The organism is Helicobacter cinaedi CCUG 18818 = ATCC BAA-847 (assembly GCF_000155475.1).
Lineage (GTDB): Bacteria > Campylobacterota > Campylobacteria > Campylobacterales > Helicobacteraceae > Helicobacter_C > Helicobacter_C cinaedi.
This window is the reverse complement of sequence record NZ_DS990392.1, coordinates 193,531-214,144: the sequence shown is the minus strand read 5'-3', so window position 1 is coordinate 214,144 and position 20,614 is coordinate 193,531. Positions and strand designations below refer to the sequence as shown.

The 20,614-nt window shown below is 38.3% G+C and carries 23 protein-coding genes and 5 pseudogenes; 14 read left to right on the top strand and 14 right to left on the bottom strand.

Annotated features, from left to right (window positions below):
* The first annotated feature begins 47 nt into the window (after positions 1–47).
* Positions 48–827, top strand: coding sequence for an SIMPL domain-containing protein (locus tag HCCG_RS05430; protein WP_002956438.1), 780 nt, complete (start codon positions 48–50; stop codon positions 825–827).
* 9 nt (positions 828–836) lie between these two features.
* Positions 837–1,988, top strand: a complete 1,152-nt coding sequence (locus HCCG_RS05425) for a trans-sulfuration enzyme family protein (RefSeq protein WP_002956437.1) — start codon at positions 837–839, stop codon at positions 1,986–1,988.
* A 39-nt stretch (positions 1,989–2,027) separates the two neighbouring features.
* Here HCCG_RS05425 and HCCG_RS12555 read toward each other — a convergent pair.
* Together HCCG_RS12555 and HCCG_RS12550 are read right to left on the bottom strand one after the other, a co-directional pair.
* A pseudogene (locus tag HCCG_RS12555) lies at positions 2,028–2,891 on the bottom strand (DNA-methyltransferase).
* Positions 2,881–3,715 (bottom strand): annotated as a pseudogene (locus HCCG_RS12550) (type II restriction endonuclease). Before HCCG_RS12550 ends, HCCG_RS12555 begins: the two co-directional pseudogenes overlap by 11 nt.
* A gap of 283 nt (positions 3,716–3,998) precedes the next feature.
* Here HCCG_RS12550 and HCCG_RS05405 point away from each other — a divergent pair.
* The 11 genes and pseudogenes from HCCG_RS05405 to HCCG_RS12830 all read left to right on the top strand — a co-directional run bounded on the left by HCCG_RS05405 (position 3,999) and on the right by HCCG_RS12830 (position 9,857).
* On the top strand, positions 3,999–4,922 hold the full coding sequence (locus HCCG_RS05405) for a PLP-dependent cysteine synthase family protein (RefSeq protein ID WP_002956434.1): 924 nt from the start codon (positions 3,999–4,001) through the stop codon (positions 4,920–4,922).
* Between the two features lie 106 nt (positions 4,923–5,028).
* Positions 5,029–5,586, top strand: coding sequence for a hypothetical protein (locus HCCG_RS05400; protein WP_002956433.1), 558 nt, complete (start codon positions 5,029–5,031; stop codon positions 5,584–5,586).
* Positions 5,587–5,684: 98 nt separating this feature from the next.
* On the top strand, positions 5,685–6,161 hold the full coding sequence (locus HCCG_RS05395; protein WP_002956432.1) for a hypothetical protein: 477 nt from the start codon (positions 5,685–5,687) through the stop codon (positions 6,159–6,161).
* Positions 6,151–7,407: a DNA cytosine methyltransferase gene (locus tag HCCG_RS05390; RefSeq protein WP_015453387.1), complete on the top strand. Its 1,257-nt coding sequence runs from the start codon at positions 6,151–6,153 to the stop codon at positions 7,405–7,407. Before HCCG_RS05395 ends, HCCG_RS05390 begins: the two co-directional genes overlap by 11 nt.
* A gap of 135 nt (positions 7,408–7,542) precedes the next feature.
* Positions 7,543–7,707 carry a hypothetical protein gene (locus HCCG_RS12170; RefSeq protein ID WP_002956430.1) on the top strand — a complete coding sequence of 55 codons (165 nt, stop codon included), beginning with the start codon at positions 7,543–7,545 and terminating at the stop codon, positions 7,705–7,707.
* A pseudogene (locus HCCG_RS05385) lies at positions 7,704–8,501 on the top strand (DNA-methyltransferase). Before HCCG_RS12170 ends, HCCG_RS05385 begins: the two are co-directional and overlap by 4 nt.
* The gene (locus tag HCCG_RS12545) at positions 8,491–8,745 is read left to right on the top strand and encodes a hypothetical protein (protein WP_002956428.1); all 255 of its coding nucleotides are present in this window, start codon (positions 8,491–8,493) and stop codon (positions 8,743–8,745) included. Before HCCG_RS05385 ends, HCCG_RS12545 begins: the two are co-directional and overlap by 11 nt.
* A gap of 53 nt (positions 8,746–8,798) precedes the next feature.
* On the top strand, positions 8,799–9,092 hold the full coding sequence (locus tag HCCG_RS12540) for an HNH endonuclease (protein ID WP_002956427.1): 294 nt from the start codon (positions 8,799–8,801) through the stop codon (positions 9,090–9,092).
* A gap of 70 nt (positions 9,093–9,162) precedes the next feature.
* Positions 9,163–9,615 (top strand): lysozyme inhibitor LprI family protein, encoded by a 453-nt coding sequence (locus HCCG_RS05375; protein WP_002956426.1) that lies wholly within the window; start codon positions 9,163–9,165, stop codon positions 9,613–9,615.
* Positions 9,609–9,683 (top strand): annotated as a pseudogene (locus tag HCCG_RS13045) (DUF1311 domain-containing protein); the annotation flags it as partial. The gene HCCG_RS05375 and the pseudogene HCCG_RS13045, both read left to right, overlap by 7 nt.
* Before the next feature lie 42 nt (positions 9,684–9,725).
* The gene (locus tag HCCG_RS12830) at positions 9,726–9,857 is read left to right on the top strand and encodes a hypothetical protein (protein ID WP_268257955.1); all 132 of its coding nucleotides are present in this window, start codon (positions 9,726–9,728) and stop codon (positions 9,855–9,857) included.
* Here the strand turns inward: HCCG_RS12830 and HCCG_RS11945 are convergent.
* On the bottom strand, positions 9,840–9,995 hold the full coding sequence (locus HCCG_RS11945; RefSeq protein WP_002956424.1) for a hypothetical protein: 156 nt from the start codon (positions 9,993–9,995) through the stop codon (positions 9,840–9,842). The genes HCCG_RS12830 and HCCG_RS11945 overlap by 18 nt on opposite strands.
* Before the next feature lie 62 nt (positions 9,996–10,057).
* Between HCCG_RS11945 and HCCG_RS05365 the strand changes: the two genes are divergently transcribed.
* Positions 10,058–10,588: a DinB family protein gene (locus tag HCCG_RS05365; RefSeq protein ID WP_002956423.1), complete on the top strand. Its 531-nt coding sequence runs from the start codon at positions 10,058–10,060 to the stop codon at positions 10,586–10,588.
* Between the two features lie 631 nt (positions 10,589–11,219).
* Here HCCG_RS05365 and HCCG_RS12960 read toward each other — a convergent pair.
* The 11 genes and pseudogenes from HCCG_RS12960 to HCCG_RS05315 all read right to left on the bottom strand — a co-directional run bounded on the left by HCCG_RS12960 (position 11,220) and on the right by HCCG_RS05315 (position 20,570).
* Positions 11,220–12,074 (bottom strand): methyl-accepting chemotaxis protein, encoded by an 855-nt coding sequence (locus tag HCCG_RS12960; protein ID WP_269460649.1) that lies wholly within the window; start codon positions 12,072–12,074, stop codon positions 11,220–11,222.
* 25 nt (positions 12,075–12,099) lie between these two features.
* Positions 12,100–12,528 carry a PDC sensor domain-containing protein gene (locus HCCG_RS05355; RefSeq protein WP_015453381.1) on the bottom strand — a complete coding sequence of 143 codons (429 nt, stop codon included), beginning with the start codon at positions 12,526–12,528 and terminating at the stop codon, positions 12,100–12,102.
* Between the two features lie 202 nt (positions 12,529–12,730).
* On the bottom strand, positions 12,731–13,000 hold the full coding sequence (locus tag HCCG_RS05350; RefSeq protein WP_014666873.1) for a hypothetical protein: 270 nt from the start codon (positions 12,998–13,000) through the stop codon (positions 12,731–12,733).
* A gap of 193 nt (positions 13,001–13,193) precedes the next feature.
* The gene (locus tag HCCG_RS05345) at positions 13,194–14,096 is read right to left on the bottom strand and encodes a class I SAM-dependent methyltransferase (protein WP_002956421.1); all 903 of its coding nucleotides are present in this window, start codon (positions 14,094–14,096) and stop codon (positions 13,194–13,196) included.
* On the bottom strand, positions 14,053–14,709 hold the full coding sequence (locus HCCG_RS05340) for a hypothetical protein (RefSeq protein WP_002956420.1): 657 nt from the start codon (positions 14,707–14,709) through the stop codon (positions 14,053–14,055). The genes HCCG_RS05345 and HCCG_RS05340 overlap by 44 nt, the downstream gene beginning before the upstream one ends.
* An 88-nt stretch (positions 14,710–14,797) precedes the next feature.
* Positions 14,798–15,883, bottom strand: a complete 1,086-nt coding sequence (locus HCCG_RS05335) for a DegT/DnrJ/EryC1/StrS family aminotransferase (protein ID WP_015453379.1) — start codon at positions 15,881–15,883, stop codon at positions 14,798–14,800.
* Positions 15,884–15,907: 24 nt separating this feature from the next.
* Positions 15,908–17,725 (bottom strand): translation elongation factor 4, encoded by a 1,818-nt coding sequence (gene lepA / locus HCCG_RS05330; RefSeq protein ID WP_002956418.1) that lies wholly within the window; start codon positions 17,723–17,725, stop codon positions 15,908–15,910.
* A 61-nt stretch (positions 17,726–17,786) separates the two neighbouring features.
* A complete protein-coding gene (locus HCCG_RS05325) occupies positions 17,787–18,446 on the bottom strand; it encodes a class I SAM-dependent methyltransferase (protein WP_002956417.1) in 660 nt (219 codons plus the stop codon).
* A complete protein-coding gene (locus HCCG_RS11940) occupies positions 18,383–18,553 on the bottom strand; it encodes a hypothetical protein (protein WP_154645873.1) in 171 nt (56 codons plus the stop codon). The genes HCCG_RS05325 and HCCG_RS11940 overlap by 64 nt, the downstream gene beginning before the upstream one ends.
* A 4-nt stretch (positions 18,554–18,557) precedes the next feature.
* Complete coding sequence (locus tag HCCG_RS05320; RefSeq protein WP_154645872.1) at positions 18,558–19,436, bottom strand: class I SAM-dependent methyltransferase; 879 nt, start codon at positions 19,434–19,436, stop codon at positions 18,558–18,560.
* 23 nt (positions 19,437–19,459) lie between these two features.
* Positions 19,460–20,570, bottom strand: a pseudogene (locus HCCG_RS05315) (N-acetyl sugar amidotransferase).
* Positions 20,571–20,614 lie beyond the last annotated feature (44 nt).

The window sequence follows — 20,614 nt, the reverse complement described above, 5'->3', positions numbered from 1 at the left end:
ATCCACAGCATTTCACACCTACAACTTTTCACAACAAGGAGAATCCTATGAGAAAATCCATAAAACTTCAACCTTTTGCCATAGCGTCATTAAGCCTTGGGTTACTTTTTTTTACCGCGTGCAGTGATGACAGCACAACTCTAGCCACAAATGAATGCCCTAGCCACGCTCTATGTATTTACAAAAACATCTCCTTTTCTCAACCCATTATGCCTGATGTATATAAGGCGAGCATCCGCATTACCGAAAGCGATAGTTTGCGTAAAGGTGGCGAGATAGAATCTAGTGCTAAAAAAGAAATCGCCAACACCCTTAATGATATTTTGAATCTCAATAAAGAAAGGGGCTTGTGTGAAGGGGGTAACTATGACTTGCGTCCAAATATCCAATATAAAGATGGAGCGGCACGAGACACTGTTGGCTATACGCTAAGCTTTAGCTTAGAATGCGATGTCCCAAGTGAGCAAAAAAAAGATTATGATAATTTTATCGTCGCGGTTGATAAAAAAATCAACAAAAACAAATTCCTAAGCTTTCTTGCACCAAATGTTACTATAATCGCCACGCCTGAAGCGTGGCAAAACGCACAAGATAAGGCTTTTGCTGGAGCGTTGAATCTTGCTAAAGAAAGTCAAAAAGAGCTAAGTGAGATTCTAGATAAAAAATGCGTCTTAGCAGGAGCTGATGGCGTGAATAACGCTATCGCACCGCGTGAGTTTGCAAAACTTAGCAATATGAGTGCATCAGCAGACATCAGTTGGGAGCTTCCCGCACCAAAGGAACAGGAAGTGAGTGCTAAGATTCAAGTTAAATATATTTGTAAGTAAAGGATTTCTATGCAAAGCACACTTGATACCACACTAATCCACGGCGGGCTTACCACAGACCCACGCACAGGAGCGGTAAATACGCCTATTTTCCAAACCTCCACTTACGCTCAAGATGAGCTAGGCAAACACAAAGGCTATGAATACTCTCGCACCAAAAACCCCACAAGAGATGGGATTGAAAGCCTTATTGCCGAATGTGAGGGCGGGAAATATGGCTTTGCCTTTGCCTCTGGTATGGCAGCACTTGGCACGATTTTAAGCCTATTTAAAAGCGGAGATTCTATCATCATCTCACAAAATGTCTATGGCGGCACTTTTAGAATCTTAGATAAAGTCTTTAAAAACTTTAATATCACTTATAAAATCGTAGATACAAGGGACTTAGACACGCTAGATTCTGCCCTAACCACTGAAGTCAAAGCTGTGTTAATTGAAAGCCCTGCAAACCCACTTCTAAGCGTTACGCCTTTAGCAAAAGTCGCTGAAATTTGCAAGAAAAAAGGTGTGCTAAGTATCGTGGATAATACCTTTATGACGCCCTATCTCCAGCAGCCCTTAAGACTAGGCATTGACATTGTGGTGCATTCTGCGACAAAGTATCTTGGCGGACATAGCGACCTTGTAGCCGGGCTTGTGGTGGTAGATGATGAGAATCTAGCTGAACGCATAGGCTTTTTGCAAAATAGCATTGGCGGTGTGCTTGCGCCATTTGATAGCTTTTTGCTTATCCGCGGTATGAAAACACTAGGCTTACGAATGCAGCGACATTGTGAAAATGCCTTGTTTCTAGCAGAATCTTTAAGTGAGCATAAAGCGGTGGCAAAAGTGTATTATCCGGGGCTAAAAAGCGATAGCGAATATGAAGTGCAAAGCTCTCAAGCGCGTGGTGGCGGAGGAATGCTAAGCTTTATATTAAAGCCAGAATATGATTATAGAATCTTTTTTAAATCCACGCGTATCATCGTTTTAGCAGAAAGCTTGGGAGGCGTGGAGAGCTTGCTCTGCCACCCTGCGAGTATGACTCACGCCTCTATTCCTAAAGATTTGCGTGAATCTATGGGGATAGCTGAAAATCTTATCCGCCTATCTGTTGGCATTGAATATAGCAAAGACTTGCTTGAAGATATAAATCAAGCAATTGAAAAAAGTTGCGTGTAATATATAGCCTTGCTATTAAGATTCTAGTCGCCTATGCTTTTATATCAAACGACACTTATTTAAATTCTCAAAGGAAGCTATTTGTCGTAAATCATTTATTTTAGATTCTATCTCTTTAAATTTAGAATCTAACTCGCTCTTGCACTTTATGCTTAAATTGATAAAGCTAGATTCTTTTTCAATACCTACAAACTGCCTACCTAAAAGATTTGCGGCAATACCTGTAGTGCTAGAGCCTGAAAATGGATCACAAATTATAGAATCTTCATTGCTTGCCATTAAAAGCAATCGCACCAAAAGGGCTAAAGGCTTTTGTGTGGGGTGTTTGCCAAAGGTTTTTTCCCAAGAGGCAATAGCTGGGAAGCTCCACACATCACGCATTTGTTTATCATTGTTTAGCTTTTTTAGAATCTCGTAGTTAAAAATATGCTTATGCTTATGGCTTTTTCTAGCCTAGATGATTTGCTCGGTAGAATGTGTGAGATAGCGACAGCTAAAGTTTGGTGGGGGATTAGTTTTCTGCCAAGTGATGATATTTAAAATCTTAAAATCAAGCTTTTGCAATGCCCTGCCAAGCGAAAAAATATTATGATAAGTCCCACTTATCATAATACTACCTGTGGGCTTTAGGGCTATTTTTGCATTGCTTATCCACTCCATATTAAACCTATCAATTTCATCAATATTTTCGCCCCTGTCCCATTCGCCTTTATTCACACTTACAATCTTGCCGCTTTGGATACTTAAACCATCATTTGAGAGAAAGTAAGGCGGATCAGCAAAAATCACATCAAAACTCTCTTTCATCTGTGGTAAAAGGGCATTACAATCGCCTTGATAAAGGCTAAATGTAGAATCTAAGCTTGTAAAAGTGGGGGTTAATGTGTGAAATTTAGCGGTCATTTTGTGCCTTTTTAATAAAATCTTTTACATTATTGAGATTATACATCTCTACGCTTTTATAGGCTTCTTGCAATTTATTTTTGCTGCTGTGCCAACCTTGCCCATCGGTAATCCATATAAAATTTTTATCGGCAAACCCATCAAATTTTGGGGCTAATTCTTGATATGCTCTAGCTGTTTCGTTAAGCTTACTCCCGCCACTCGTATAGAAATTACACTCAATAAAATAGCTTATATTTTTCCCAAAAATCACAAAGTCAAATCGCTTTTTATCATCTCCAAAGTTTCTCTGCAAATCGCTAAACTCTGCAATATTTACTTCTTTTTTAAAGCGTAAATTAGCCTTTGCAAAAAGATCTCTTAAATAAGATTCCATAAAAGCACCGCCACGATTTTTCCTTGCATTACTATCTAAACCCACTTCAATACCAAAGACAAAGTCATTTAAATCTTTAATCTTTCTATCACTAAAGATAGATCTAGCCCACTCTCACAGATAAATTCTAAATCCCTTTAGGACTTTGTAAATACGCATTGATAGGTGTTTCATTGCCATTAGAATCTAGCACCAACTCTTTCTCATTGCGAATCGCTAAAATCAAGGGCAAAACATCAAAAGCCTTAGCATACTCATTAAAAAGCAAAGTAATCTTATCTTGCAAACTATCCTTTGGCACACCCAACAAAAGATTTAAATGATTAAGGCTAATGCTTAATTTATCTTTATTTGCTAGACACTTCTGCCAATCCACAAAAAAGCCCAAATCCCTATTTGTCGCCCTAAGAGTGCTTAGAAAAATCTCAAATGCTAATGTATTTTTCATATTGATTCCTTATGCATTATGTTTAGATTTACTACCCTAAACATTCTTTTGAAAATAAAATCCACTTCTTCCTTAAACTGCAAAGCTTACTATTTATATTATTAAAAATCCTTTTGTGCCTACAATCTTTAAATGCCAGATTCTATCTTTTTTATTTTAGTTTTTATCTATTTTATGGAAAATAACAAAAATTAGAAGTAGAAAAAAGTTATAATAACATTTACCATACAATTAAAAGTCTTATTTACTATATTTCGTAATTTTTAAAAATAAAAGGATATAAATGCATTTTCACTCAAGTCTTGAACTTATCGGTAATACACCACTTGTAGAGCTTTCACGCATAGCAATTCCAAATAACAACCGCATTTTTGCCAAACTTGAATCCTACAATCCCGCTGGGGGTGTGAAGGACCGCGTAGCCTTGCATATTTTGCAAAAGGCACAAAAAGAGGGCAAACTACATAAAGATTCTGTGGTGATAGAAGCAACGGCAGGGAATACCGGACTAGGCATTGCCTTTGTGTGTTTGCATTTTAATATCAAGGCGATTTTAGTCGTGCCGGATAAATTTTCTACTGAAAAGCAGATTCTAATGCGAGCTTTAGGGGCAGAAGTGATCAACACACCAAAAGAGCTAGGCATACAAGGAGCGATTGATAAAGCTAAAGAATTGCTAGATTCTACCCCGCATTCTTTTAGTTTGCATCAATTTGAAAATCCGCTAAATCCACAGGCACATTATGAGACAAGTGGCAAGGAGATCTATGTGCAAATGCAGGGCGTGCGAGACTTAGCACCTGTGCTGGATTATTTTGTATGCGGTGCTGGAAGTGGTGGCAGCTTTAGCGGTGTGGCAAAATACCTAAAAGAGCAGGATTCTAGGATACAAGCTGTGCTATGCGATCCTATCGGCTCTGTGATTGGCGGAGGGCAAGAGGGGTGTGCGAATATTGAGGGCATTGGTAATAACTTTATCCCAAAGACTATGGATACAAGCCTTATAGATAGAGTAGAAAAAATTAGCGATGAAGAAGCGTATCAAGGGCTAAAAATCTTAGCTAGAGAAGAAGGAATCTTAGCTGGAATCTCATCAGGGGCGTGCTTGCAAGCGTGTTTAAAACTCGCCCAAGAAGTAGAAAACAAGCTCATTGTTACACTCTTTGCCGATGATTTAAGCAGGTATTTGAGTAAGAATCTCGTATGATTTAGCTTTGAATAATAGCAAAAAAAGATTCTATAAATCTGCTATAATGGTGGGTTTTATCTCAAAAAGAGTTGCCAAAAGCACATATAAAGTAAGGGGTTAGGCTATGGACTTCACGCAAGAAAAAGATTTGCAAAATGAGATTGCAAATAATCAAAGCTTGCAAAGAGATATTTGTGGCTTACTTGATATGGACTTTTATCAAACAAAATTCCATAAAGAGACAAAGTTTATTAATGGAATCACTGCAGACTTTACACTTTTTGAAAAAGATAGAATCAAAGCCCTTATGGAGTGCAAAGGCGGTAATATCGGCGTAACTGACTATGTTAGGGGCATAGGGCAAATTTTTCAGTATGAGTATTTTGCAGAAAGGGGCTTATCTGTAAGAGATTATGAGTTTTACCCTTTGTGCGAGTTTTCTAGTGTGTATATTTTCCCAGATTCTGTGCTGCGAAATAATGAGTTTAATATAGGGCTTTTCAAATATCCACAAACTAAGAAAATTTTAGAGGTCAATTCCCACTCTCTAGCAGTGCGTTTGATTGATGAAAATGAATTTGCTAAATATGCGGGGGGGGGGGTAAATCCCGTAAGCTACTTTCTCAATACTATATCCACGATACCCGTATTTTTGAACTTTATTTTCTTATTAAAATTTTAGCTATTTATCTACTTAAGCAAGAAAATATCCACAGAAAACAGCTTGAGTTTCAACTCGCACAGAATCTACAAACACCAAATTCTGGCGGTTGGCGAAATATGTTTATCACGCTATCAACGCTAGGGTTGATTGACAAAGGAAATAATCTAACACAAGCGGGATTTAACCTTTCACAACTTTCTTATCCGCAATTTGCTTTAGAATTTTTTAAGTATCTAAAGCCCTTTTTCTCTTATTTGCTTGAAACCCTATACAAGAAATCAAATGGCAAAAAAGAATTTGATTGTAGCAATAAAGAGCTATTTGAAATTGTGTATAAGCAATATGGCGAAATAGCCTATCTCATAGAATACCAAAACAAAGATTCTAAACCAAACGCACGCTACATATCAAGCTATCTTAATATCTTAAAAGATGATTATGGTGTGATTGATTTTCAGCCTAGAAGTAGCTTACGCACACTTCTTTACAACCCTTTCGATTTAAATGAAAAGGCATTTTTGCAACATATTGCAAAGCATTCAATTATCAAAAACTATCAAACAAATTTTCAAAGGATTATCAATGCCACATAATGTAGTAGAGTTTTTTGTAGGGGCTGGTGGGTCGCATTTAGGCTTTATGCAAGAGGGCTTTAGCACACTCTATGCAAATGACTTTGATAGCAATGCGTTAAAAACCTTAGAATATAACAATAAAAAGCATTTACAAAACGCTATTTTAGATAGCACAGATATAACGCAGCTTAACCCAAAAGAGCTAAAGAAAAAGCTAGATTCTAGTGTAGATGTGATGTTTGGAGGCATTGTTTGCAAGGGCTTTTCTCTAGCTGGAGAGCGAAGCCCAGCAGATGAGAGAAATCAATTTTACCGCTATTATTTAGACATTGTTAAAGAGCTTAGACCAAAAATAAGCGTGATAGAAAATGTCAAAGGAATGCTAAATGCTAGAATCTTAAATTCAAACGCACCGAGTGAAATCTGGCAAGAAGTGGGCAATATTTGGAAGCAATTAGAACTTTTGAAGGGCGAAAAATCAGCATTAAGAAAGAAAGATAAAATCACACAACAAATCATTCAAAAAGGTGAAATGCTACGAAAACAAAAACAAAATTTATTAGTAAAAATCAAGCCTTATCAAATCTCTGTGCTAGATGATATTTATAGAATCTATGAAGCTATGGGTTATAAAGTCCAGTATAAAGTCTTAAATGCGGCATGGTATGGAGCAGCGACAAAACGAGAGCGGCTTATCATCGTAGCCACAAGAGCTGACCTAAAAGGCGACTTTAGCTATCCACTGCCTAGATTCTATGATGAAAGCATAGGCACGAAGCTTGATTTTAGCGATGATGAGCTAGCAAAATGCAAGTTTAAAAAGCCTTTGACTCTGCGTGAAGTGTTAGCAAAGATTGATTACACAAATGAAAAAGACATAGATAATCTCCCTATGCAGCATAATGCCAAGACCATTGAGCGATTTAAGTATATCAAAGAGGGTTGCAATATAGCAGAATCGCTAGATTTATTGCCTAAGCATTTGCAAATTTCTAAATTCTACTCAAGGGGTGGTAATATGCGACTGCATTTTGACAAACTTGCCCCTACACTAGTGCCAGGACATAGTGCTTTCCCCTTGCACCCAAAAGAGCATAGAAGCATTACCATAAGAGAGGCGGCGACTATCACGGGATTCCCACTTGAGTATAAATTCTTTGGCTCTCATACAAAAAGATGTGAACAAGTAGGCAACGCCGTCCCACCACCACTAAGTCGGGCGATAGCAAAGAGCGTAAGGGCGTTTTTAGATACGAGGCAGTAACCACACTCTTTGCCGATGATTTAAGCAGGTATTTGAGTAAGAATCTTGTGTAGCAGGATAGTGAGTAGCAAAAAGATTCTATAAACCTGCTACAATGGCAGTTTTATAGAATTGCCACACTGCTAGGAAAGATTTATGGACTTCACACAAGAAAAAGACTTGCAAAATGAGATTACAAACAATCAAAGTTTGCAAAGGGGTATTTGCTCCGTGCTTGATATGGATTTTTATCAAATAAAACACTTCAATGCTATTATTAAAACAATAATTTTTAAATACCTAATAGAGCTTCAACAATGACAATACCATTACACAATACATCTTTTAGCTACAAAAACACAACGCTATTCAATCATACCTGCCTTGATAAAACGATTTTGCAAGAAAACTCGCTTGATTTAATCATCACTTCCCCACCTTATAATGTGGGTATTGAATACAACTCCAATGAAGATTCTAACTCTTATGAAAGCTATTTAGAATTTTCTCAAAAATGGATAGGAAATTGCTACCTTTAGGCAAAAGATGGGGCAAGATTCTGTCTTAATATCCCACTTGATAAAAACAAAGGCGGACAGCAAAGCGTGGGGGCGGATTTAACCACTTTAGCAAAGCAAATTGGCTGGAAATATCATAGCACGATTATTTGGAATGAGGGCAATATCTCACGCCGCACAGCGTGGGGGAGTTGGCTTAGTGCATCTGCTCCTTATGTTATCGCACCTGTTGAGCTTATAGTCGTGCTTTATAAGGGGGCTTGGAAGAAAAAGCATAAAGGGGAGAGTGATATAAGCAAGGAAGAGTTTATGGCTTGGACGAATGGATTGTGGAGTTTTAATGGGGAGTCTAAAAAACGCATAGGACACCCAGCCCCTTTTCCTAGAGAGCTGCCGAAGCGGTGCATTAAGCTATTTTCTTATGTAGGTGATGTGGTGTTTGATCCATTTTGTGGCAGTGGCACAACAATGATAGAATCTTATCTTAACAATCGGCAGTTTATAGGCATTGAACTAGATAGGGAATATTGCGAACTAAGCAAAAAACGATTTTTAGAAACAATCCAAAAAGAAAGGGGAATTTTTGATGAAAAATAATGGCTCTCAACTTGATTTAATAATGGAATTTTTTAAGGCAAATCCAAAACGAGATATTAAACACCCTGAAGTGGTGGATTGGGTTGTTAAAGAATGGCAAAAACGCACAGGGAAAGTTTTTAGAGACCCAGATAGAGGTATTAGAAGTTTGCACCAAAAAGGCTATTTGCAAAAGATTGCAAAGGGAGTTTATCGCTATGACCCAGATTCTATCAATTTAAGGCCAAGATTTAGAGGATTTTAGTCAAGCTTTAAAAAAGCAAATTTTAGAGCGAGATAATTATAAATGTGTGATATGTGGAATGGGTAAAAAAAGAAGGAGTTGAGCTTCATATAGACCATATAAAACCAAAGGATTTAGGTGGAAAAGCGGTTTTAGAAAATGGGCAAACTCTATGTAGTAGGCATAATTTTTTAAAGAAAAATCTAAAGCAAACTGAAACAGGTAAAAAGATGTTTATCCAAATGTTAGAATCTGCAAAAGATTCTGGTGAGAGTGAGCTTGTGGCATTTTTAGAAGAGGTTTTAAGCATTTATGAAAAGCATAATATCAATAGGCATATAGTATGGAAAAAGTCAAGTGATATATAATCTTAGAATCTTGTTTTATTCTATGTGCTAGAATCTTTGCATTTAACAAACAAAGCAAAGGCGGTGATTTATGGGCATTTTTATAAGATTATTTAAGGTTAGCACAAAGGCTAAGATTCTAATGCCTTTGGCGTTTATAGCGTTTGCAAATATGGCTTTTGCTGATAGTGAGAGCTTACAAAAGTTGTTTAAGGAATATAATGTAAGCAAAGATAAGCAAGAGTATATCAACAAAGAATGCAATAAGGAAGTCCTTAAAGATAATTTCAAGGATTTAAGTAAGATAGAGCAAATCTATAAATTTGAAGTAGCACGGATTGATTGTGAAGTGAATAACTTAGGCGAAGTGCTAGGCTCAACACAAGGCATTTTAGCTTCACTTAATTATGACTATGATGAGTATGACAAGCTTTTAAACAAATACTACAAACTCTACCGCGCTGAAGTCAAAAAGAAAGGCAAAACCACGCCAACAGGGGCTTTCTCCCACGAGCCAAGTATAAAAAAGGGGCCACACTGCTAGAAGAGCAAAGAGCGTGGCTCAAACTCCGCGATAGCTATGAGGCATACACAAAGACACATCACGCACATATCTATGATATAAATGGCGGTGGCACGATATATAGCATTAGTGTGAGCAATGCAAGGCTAGGATTCTTAAAAATGCACTTAAATGAGCTATTTTCACGCTATTTGATGATGATAATAGATGGTAGCGTAGAGTTTGATAGTCTCTTTGGGTGCAAGCTAGATGGGGATATATAGGCTCAAGTTATAGCCAAATCCTGCAAGATTCCAAGATTCTATGTTTGGCAAAAAGTTTAGAATCTGTGGGTTAGATATGATTCTAAGCTTTGCATTGCTTTGTTTAAGTGATTTTAAAGATTCTATAAATTTATACAATATTAATTTTTTAAAAAAGCTTCTAGGATAGAATACGGCTACAACAACCTAAAGGAGAGAAGATGAAAGATGTGTTGATATTGCAAGTGAGATACAATCAAATGGCGGATAGAGCGATGTTTGCAGTGTTTAATGATATGGTGAAAAGTGGCAAAAAAGATTTGCTTTATAAAGATTGCGGATTGTTTTATAAAAGCATTATTGGTACTGCGGCACATAGCCTTTGCGGGAGTATTGGGCTATTTTTAGGGCAATTTAGTGCATTTGTGGAGCAAAAGCCAAATAAATTAGAATCTTTACTACAACATTTACAGCAAGACTTTACGCTTAAAGATTCCTTGTTGCAGGATTTAAATGCCCTTCAAACACTTCAAGATGACACAGACACAGCGATGATAGAGCTTATCACAAATATGAGTGATTTTAATAAAGTGGAAACTTTGCATTTGGGGCAAAATCTCTCTTTTAGTAAAACAAGGGCGCATTTAATCCTTGCGTTGCTAAATCACGCTACACATCATCGCGGACAGATTGCAGGTGCGCTTGATATACTTGGTGTTGAAAATGATTTTGCCGGAATGCTGGGTATGTAGATTAAATATGTAGGGCAAATGTGAAAATCAAGCAAGTGCATAGATTCAAACATATAAAGAAATAGGCTTTGTAAAGCCTAACACAAAGCCTAGAATCTCATCGCTCAAACCACTTAAAATATAAGAATCTAGCCTTTCATTTTACTTTCCAAAGTTTTAGAATCTAGCCCTAAAGCTTATAAAAATCCATACAGATTCATAAATCACCCCAACTTTTGCCAAACACTTAGAAGCAGGTATTCTTAACGCAAACTAAGCAATTCTAGCTCACAAAAAGTTTTTTTGTTTAATCTAATGCTTAAATTTAAATCCCTACCCCAAATGACTTAACAAGATTCAAGTAAATATGGCAAGTTATTTAACTAAAATTTTATTCCACTCTACTTTGGGATTTTAAGGCAGTTATTTTTATACCGCTACAAAAAATAGAGTTTTTGGAATAAAATTTCTTGCTTGTAATTCAACAAAGATTCCTAAAATCTTAGAATCTTAGCCTACAAACACAATACCCCAAAACCCTAAAACTTCTTCATATTTGCATCTTGTAAAATATCTTGCACGATATGCTCTACACCTAGGCTAATTTCTTGCGTCTTATGTGCGGTTTGCGTGTTATGATTTGTTATCTCTTCTAGGGCAACAATGCTTCATTGATATGCTCAATGCCCTCCATTTGCACCTTAATCGACTCGCCCATATCATTAATGCTTTGCACAAGCAGATTCACACTTGCCCCTATCTCGCCTAAGCTTTTTTGTGTGCGTTCAGCCAAGTTTCGCACTTCATCGGCAATGACTGCAAAGCCCCGCCCGTACTCCCCAGCCCTTGCCGCTTCAATCGCCGCATTCAACGCCAAAAGATTAGTTTGATCGGCAATCTCTGCGATAAATCCTAGAATCTTTTTAATATCATCGCTTTGCTGCACCACTTCTTGAGCCTTACTATCAACACCCTGCATAGATTCTGCAATCTCTCTTACCGCATTTGCCGTCTCTTCTAGCGACTTCTGTGTGCTTTCACTCATCACCATTACAGAATCTTCTAACTCTTTTGCCTTAATATTTAGCGATTTTGCAAAATCAAGGCTTGTAAAAAACATTTTGCGTATCTCTTCGCCCAAATGCCCCACACCTTCATTCATCGCTTGAAGTTCGCCTTGCAGATTCTGTGCTGACCCACTCTCTTGCTTTTGGAAATCATTGTCTGCATATCGCTTCAAAATCTCAAGCACACGCGAGACATTCTCATCAAGGGAAGTTAGCATTTCATTAAACAGCGCGCCAAGTTGGGTTAGCTGCGGATTATTCGCATTTGTCTGTATCTGCAAATGCGAATGCCCCTGCTTGATACCCTCAACCGCCTGAAAAAAATCCTGCAAACTCTTTATATCCTTTAAGAGATTATGCTGGATTGTCTCTTCATTTTCATTGATCGCTTCTGCCATTTCTTGAAACTCATCGCCACTGCGGAGTTTCAAAGGATTCACACTTTTTTGCTTGTGATTTAAAAAGTCAAAAAACTCTAGCAAACTCTTTTTTAATGCGTCTAATGGGCTTTAGCAAATACGCCAAAATCACATACAAAGCCACCACAAGAATAAAGGCAAAAATGCCTAACATAATGAAAATAGGCTTGTTGTTTTGACTAAGCTTATCGGCAATGCGAGATTCTGGGATAATGGAGCAAAGCAGCCATTGCGTTTGAGATTCTACCTTACAAGTTGCGATATTAGAATCTAGTTTAAAAGTCGTTGTGTCCGCACTAAAGCTACTTTTTATCGCTTGAGCCAACTCATCACTTTGCAAAATCTTACTCTCATCATTATGGCTAACATAATTGCCATTTTTGTCTATGATGATAATCTCCTGTTCGCTTGTATTCTCATCTTGTGCGTGGATATAGGCATTAAGCGATTTTAGAGCAATATCCACACTTGCCACACCGATGAATCTGCCATTTTCAATCAGCGGAGAGGCAAAGCCAAAAACGGGGATTTTGTAAGACGCCTAAATCCACGGCTCACTTAGCACTTCATCTTTGAGTAAATTTTTGGGATTTGATACCAACTTCTTGTGCGTGGGTCATAGCCATCTTGTGGGTATTGATGTTTGCCATTGCCCCATAGCATTCTCCCGCTAGATTCTATACCGATACGATATAAGTGAGATTAAAATCCCCTGATTCTTGGATAAGGTGGAGATTTTGTGTCATTTGAGATTCATTTAAGCCACTTGCAAGGGCTTCTTTTACGAGTTTGTTAATAAGGCGTTTTTTCTCATCAATATACACATCTATGAGATTTTCTAATTGCGTTACTTGCTTTTCTTGCGTCTCATACTCAATAAGTGTAATAGTCTTTTGTGCGTTAAAATACACAAACCACGCCAAAAGGCTAAAACTCACAAACACCATTAAAGTCGTGCTAATTGATACCTTTGCGTTGATTCCTAATCTTAGTTTCGCCCATTTACCACACCTTTGTCATAAGATATTCCAACATAGGTTAATCATATACACAAAACATAAAAACAAACTTTTCATATATTCATATGAAGCAAATTTCTCATTTTTAATGTGTTTTTACACATTCTTTATATTTTTATTGTCATTTTTGCTTTTCATACATATAAAAATCACAAAATGAACTCTCATTTGGCTTGTTTTCATCATAAGGATAGGCATTTGGTATCATTGTCTTAAACTTCCACTCTACTGCATTTTTTTGCACCCAACTACTAAACTGCCTATGTCGCACATGTTGAGTGTGGGGCTGGTCCTTGTTTGATGAATAGATGATTACAAATTTTTGTGCGTATGCAAAAAGATTACGCATATAAGATTCAAAAATTTCATCATTTATGAGATGATACATCACATCTAACGATAAGCCAAGCTCCACACTGCTAGGATTTTCTAAAAATTCCCCCACTTCATAAAACATCTTACTTTTATCATTAGCAAACTGCTTTTTTACTTTTTCAATCACACAAGGCGACACATCAAGCCCTGTGTATTGGGGATATTCCGCCAAGGAGAGCTGATTCCCATCGCCACAGCCCCATTCTATCACACTTTGAATCTTATGCTTTTTTACAAAGTCATTTATCACTTTTGCCTTAAAAATCGCTAAATCCCCATAGCTCCCAACCCCAGAAGCACCAAGCCCTTGTGAATCTTCGTGGGATTTATAGCGTATCTCCCAATACTCATTACTATCAAAAGCTACTTTTTGCTTCAAATCGGGGTAAAACTTCAGCAAATTTTGAATCTGCCAATCATTCCGCCATTTCGCATTTTCTATCCACAACGCACCACTTTTAGCGGTATCAACAAAGCTTGATTGCATTTTGAGATTATCTCTCACCACATTTATTTTTGTCCCATTTAGAACCGCCATTGCCCAAAACCACAAATCATCGCCATACGGGCAAAGCTCCATAAAAATCTCTTCTTTTAGCACATCTTTATACAAACAATGAGGGGGGGGGGGGATATAATATACCGCCAACGCCTGTTGGGAGATTTAAAAACGAAGCTACACTTTGCTTATGTGAAACATCAAGATTCCATTTGAGATAGGGTAGAATCTCGCCGTATTTATCAAAAGTAATACGATGAGCTCGGTGAGTATGAATACAATGCGGATTTTCCTTATACGCATAATAGAGCTTAGAGAGCCAATCCTTAGCATACAACGCATCATCATCGGCACTTACCAAAATAGAATCTGGAAATTCTTTTAAAGCATAAATAAGCTTTTTGTAAGATTTAAGATTCCCCCTAACCCACACTATCTCTAGTCCGCATTGCTTGAAATCCAAAATCTCTTGGGGCAGTGGCGCGTGAAGATTGGCAAACTCATCTTGCGACAGCCATAAAATCACCCTATCTGGCTTAAAATCCTGTATGAACAATGTAAAAAGTGTATAGTGTAATGTGGAGATTCTAGCTGGATATGAAGTAAGCGTTACCACAACTTGCGGACGAGATTTCATAGAATCTTTGTGTGCTAAATATGGACTTGTGGGATTTGTAGCATTGTTTTTAGCACCATATAAAAACTCCGCAATCTCCCTATCAAGCCTTGATTGAAGCTCATTTTGTTTATGCTGATTTTTCAACTTTTGCCTTTAATCTTTATTTATACGCAACTTTTAGCTTAAATCTCCGCAGGGTGCTTAATCTCCTAATCATTTGTTAGATTCTTATTTAAAAATTATTCACTACTCTCACAACTTCTTCTGCTTGTTCCTTGCTCATAACCGGGCTAATCGGCAAAGACAACACTTCCCTATGAATCTTTTCAGTAATCGGTAAAGAGAGGAGATTATATTCCTTATAGGCTTCCTGCTTGTGCGGTGGGATAGGATAGTGGATAATTGTCTCAATCCCATTATCCTTTAAATACGCTTGGAATCTTTCCCGCTCTTCGCACCGCACGACAAATAAATGCCACGCGTGTCCTTCTTCACTCACACATTCAGGTAAAATAATCTTTTTATTTGTGATATTTTCGCGGTAAAACTTCGCCACTGCCCTGCGAGATTCATTATCAGAATCTAAATACTTAAGCTTTATTTCTAGGAATGCTGCTTGAAGCTCATCAAGCCTAGAGTTTAGCCCCTTGTAGAGATTAACATACTTTTTATGTGAGCCATAATTCCCTAATGCCCTAACTTTTTCCGCTACTTCTTTGTGCTTTGTGGTTACCGCTCCACTATCGCCTAATGCCCCTAGATTCTTCCCCGGGAAAAATGAGAATCCAGCCACATCGCCAAGTGTGCCAACCCTTCTGCCTTGATATATCGCGCCGTGTGCTTGTGCGCAATCCTCTATAATAGCAAGTTTGTGCTTTTGTGCCAGCTCCCATACCTTTTGCATCTCCACGACCTGCCCATACAAATGTACGACTAAAATCGCCTTTGTGTTGGGTGTTATGGCAGATTCTATTTTCTCCACATCAATGTTATAAGTCTGCAAACTTGGCTCAACAAAGATAGGCTTACACCCATTATCAGAGATAGCCAAAATTGAGGCGATATAGGTATTTGCCGGGACGATTATCTCATCATTTTCCCCCAAACCTAACGCCTTTATGCTTAAACGCAAGGCATCTAGTCCATTACCACAGCCTATGCAATGCTCTATCCCGCAATATTCAGCAAATGCCTTTTCAAAAGCTCTGCTTTTTTCTCCTAAAATATACCAGCCAGATTCTAGCACCTGCTTCATCGCCAATTCTAGCTCATTTTTAAAACGCAAATTAATTGCCTTTACATCAAGAAATGGTATCATCACAGGCTCCCATCTATCAAGATTCTATCCATCAATTTTTAGCACAGCTAAAAATGCTTCCTGTGGTAACTCAACCTTGCCGATAGCTTTCATACGCTTTTTACCCTCTTTTTGCTTTTCTAGCAGTTTTCTTTTACGCGTTATATCCCCGCCATAGCACTTTGCCGTTACATTCTTACCCATTGATTTAATCGTCTCTCTTGCGATAATCTTATTGCCAACACTGGCTTGAATCGCCACTTCAAAAAGCTGCCGCGGCACAATCTCTTTCATAGATTCTACTAATGCTCTGCCTTTTTCATAGCTTTTTGACTTATCTACAATGATTGACAACGCATCTACAACTTCCCCTGCCACGCGTATATCAAGCCGCACCAAATCGCCCTCCCTATACTCAATAGGCTCATAGTCAAAACTCGCATAGCCCTTCGTGCAAGACTTTAGCTTATCATAAAAATCCATCACAATCTCATTGCTCGGCAGCGCATACACAAGCATTACACGACTTTGGGTAAGATAATCCATCTTTTCTTGAATCCCGCGGCGATTTGAAAGCAGTGTGATGATATTCCCCAAATACTCGCTAGGTGTGATGATACTCGCCCGGACATACGGCTCTTTTATAGATTCTATCTTTTGCACTTCAGGCAACTCGCTGGGATTTTGCACCGCTACCATAGAGCCATCAGTAAGATAGACTTCATACACCACCGTGGGGGCAGTGGCAATAAGACTTAGCCCAAACTCCCGCTCCAAACGCTCTTTCACCACTTCCATATGCAAAAGCCCCAAAAAGCCAACGCGGAATCCAAAGCCTAATGCCACGCTCGTTTCCGGCTCAAAACTCAAAGCAGAATCATTAAGCTTCAACTTATTTAACGCGTCGCGTAACTCCTCAAACTTATCTGTCTCAATGGGATAGATTCCCGCAAATACAAAGGGCTTTGCCGGACGGAAGCCCTCTATGGGCTCTTGTGTGGGATTCTTCGCATCTGTAATCGTATCGCCAACTGCCATATCTGTAAGGCTTTTTAACCCAAGTGAGAGAATGCCAATCTCGCCACAAGCGATATTCTGTGTTTGAATCTTTTGCACCGGGTGGGGATAATACAACGCCAACACCTCATACTTTTTCCCACTGCTCATTACCTGCACTTCCTGCCCTACTCTAAGCTCCCCATTCACAAGTCGCACGAGTGCTAAAGCACCAAGATAGTTATCAAACCACGAATCATAGATTAAAGCTTTTGTAGGAGCGTTGCTATCGCCTTGTGGAGCGGGGATTTTCTCAATAATAGATTCTATTAATGCTGTAATGCCTTCCCCACTTTTTGCACTTACTTTCAACGCCTCCGTGCAGTCAAGCCCTATGGTAGATTCTATATCTTCAGCCACTTTGAGTGGATCGGCAGCAGGCAGGTCAATTTTATTAATCACAGGGATAATCTCAAGGTTATTTTCCATAGCGATATAAACATTTGCGATTGTTTGTGCCTCCACGCCTTGACTTGCATCAACCACGAGCAATGCCCCCTCACACGAGCTAAGAGAGCGAGAAACCTCATAGCTAAAATCCACATGTCCGGGGGTATCAATGAGATTTAAAATATAAGTTTGTCCCTTGTAGGGGTAGCTAAGACGCACGGATTGTGCTTTTATCGTGATACCGCGTTCTTTTTCAATATCCATTGTATCCATAATCTGTGCGGTCATCTCCCGCTCACTCACCGCCCCACACTCTTGGATAAGCCTATCTGCAAGTGTGGATTTGCCGTGATCAATATGAGCGATGATGGAAAAATTACGAATATATTGCTGCTGAAAAGCATTTTGCGGATTCATTTCGTGCCTTTGTGTAGAATCTAAGGCGTGATTGTAGCACACTCAAGGCACTTTGTCTATATTAGCCTCTGCGCCTTATCTCAAGTAAGGAAAAGTAATGCAAAAGCCCAAGCCCATTAATAATTGCTCTCTTGCCATTTTCAAGCCTAATCGTCCAAGAACGCAAATAATCATCATTCCTCCTAGGTAAATCAATACCTATTTCAAAGTCATTATGAAACACACCCTCAAATCCAAGCTTATCGCATAATTGCAGTGCTGTTTCCCTACTATGCATATTCCAGCCAGATTCTAAATGCTCACTCTTAGTGGCACGAGACTTTATAAACACATCGTGTGGATAAGGATTAAAAATACCCATAATAAATCCTCTACCTCCATTTGCAATCATTTTAGTAAAGTTTCTCAAAGGTTGTTCAAGGTCGTCAAAAATACTTAATACACCATTGCAAAACACTAAATCAAATGTTTGATTTGGAAACCCTTCTCCACTTACTATATCTCCTTGCCATAATGTGGGAACAGGCTTATTGCGTGACTGAAAATCTGCCCTTGTCTTCTCAAGTAAGCTTGGCAAAATATCAATCCCAAAAAGTTGAGATTCAGGGAAAATCTCACTTAGATAGTAGAGAAAATCCCCATTTGAACAGCCAATATCTAAAATACTTTTAGGGAAATTTTGAGATGAAGGCTTTTTAGTATTACCCCCCCCCCCCCGCAAGATTCTAGCACTACATTTGCTATGTATTTAAAGCTTTCTTTAACATTGTCCTTATGGCTTTCACTCGCATAAAACTCATCGTGAGTTCGCTTTATCTCTACTGACATTTTTTCACTCCTTTTTTCCAATAAACATATAATGATGTGAATTTCCCTCATATGTAGGTGGCTCATACAGATTTATCAAATACTCACCAATATACAAAGACTTAAAAGGAGTAAAGATATTCTTTAGCTCACTTTCATCATTCACAAACCTAATATAAGTCCGCTCATTTAGCCTACCACTCAAAGTCACCTCACTCAATCCATTGTCAAACTCCTTTGTAATGTGTTTAGTATAACCATTTTTTCTGCCCATCATCGTAAAAAAGCAGATTCCACCTTTTCTAGTCATAGAGTATAGCTCATCAACCTGCCGCCTTAAGTTTGCATTATCTAAATAATACAAGCTTTGATTAGCAAAGACTAAATCAAATTGAGTATCAAATAAGTTAGCCACGCTTTGATTTGGCTCTATAAGCTTTGCCCTTTGTCCCATAATGCCTTGAGCTTGAGTTATTGCCTCTTTGATAATATCCACACCATAAACTCTAAAGCCCTTGCTTTGAAAATATTCAGCGTGTGTGCCATTCCCACAACCAAAGTCAAATACTTTCCCCGAAGTCAGTCCCAACTCATATTTTAAAATCCGCTCATAAAAGCGTATAATATGCCCTTCAGGGTATCTAACACCATAGCCCTTAGCGTATTTTTCGTTATAAGCTGATTTGGAATCTAAACTTTGCGTTGTCTCTTTGGCACTTTTAAGGGAGTTTGCTTCTTGTGCTTGCTCACTACCGCTTAGGTAGCTTCTCGCACAAGAATCTTCACAACCCTTAAAATTGCCTAAAGATACTTCCGAATCGCTGCTTGAGAGGTGGCTATTTAAGGAGTTATCCCCCCCCCCCCCCGCACATAAAGTGCTAGGCATTACTTTATTGTTTTCCATAATTTGATCCTTTTGTTTGTTTTTTAAGATTCCCATACAGGGTTTTTTAACACCCAACGCCCAAAGCTATCTTTTGTGAAAATATCACGATTGTAGAATCCATCTAAAATCTTCCAAAACTCACTCTCTCTATATCCCGTGAATTTGCAAAAATCTTCTACAACCCTAAGATCCAAATCGTGATCGTGCTTTTTAACAAGTTCTATAGCTTCGTCCCTACTCATCATTCCATAACGAATAAAACGAGAAGTCATATCTGTTGCATAGGCGTGTCCAAATTTAGGATATTTCATCCAATGATGTACATGCAACCCAATAGAATCTACCTGATCAAAACTTTCCACACTCATTGTTCTGTCCCATTCGCCTCTTAGATCGTGAAGGCCTCTGGATTTGGCAAAAATATAATGTGAATATGAATTCCAAGGAATAAAATAAGAAAGATAAATAGGATCAAGCTTTTCTAGTTCTGACTGGGGGGGGGGGGAGAATAAAACCAAAATCTTGTTTTTTGATATTATCATCAATCAACTGTGTGGCAATATCACCAACAGCACTATCTTGCAAAAGATTTTTAGCGCTATAAGTTTCCTTGGCACCAAAGCCACCATATTCATAACTCATATTTTCTGCATAAACAAGCAGCGAAATATTAAACCGTAACGCCATATGAACAGGATATGTCCCAATGAGCTGTTCCACCAACCACATTGGTTTTCCATACTTCTCGAATGTTTTCCGAGTTATCAATTTATTCAATCTTCTATCAAGATTAAAACGAATAAGATGGCAACCAAACTCCTCGGACAGGTTAAGCAAATTATGTTTTCCAGCCTCGGTAACAGACAAGTTGTCATCAACAAACAATAAAAGTGGATTCATACCCATTTTTTCTCTCATCACATGGACTAACATATACGAATCTTTCCCACCACTCACAGCAATCGCACAATCCCAAGAATCTCCATTACACCCACGATACTTATCGCATAGCTTTTTAAACTCCTCAAATCGTGCTTCATAATCCACCTTTTGCTTACGCTCGTGATTTTTACACGGCATACACACGCCATCACTATCAAATGTAATACCCGGTCGCGTATCAGGCATTACACACTTCTTGCAATACTTCATTTGCACTCCTTTAAAATTAAGATAGGTAGGAATCATATCACACT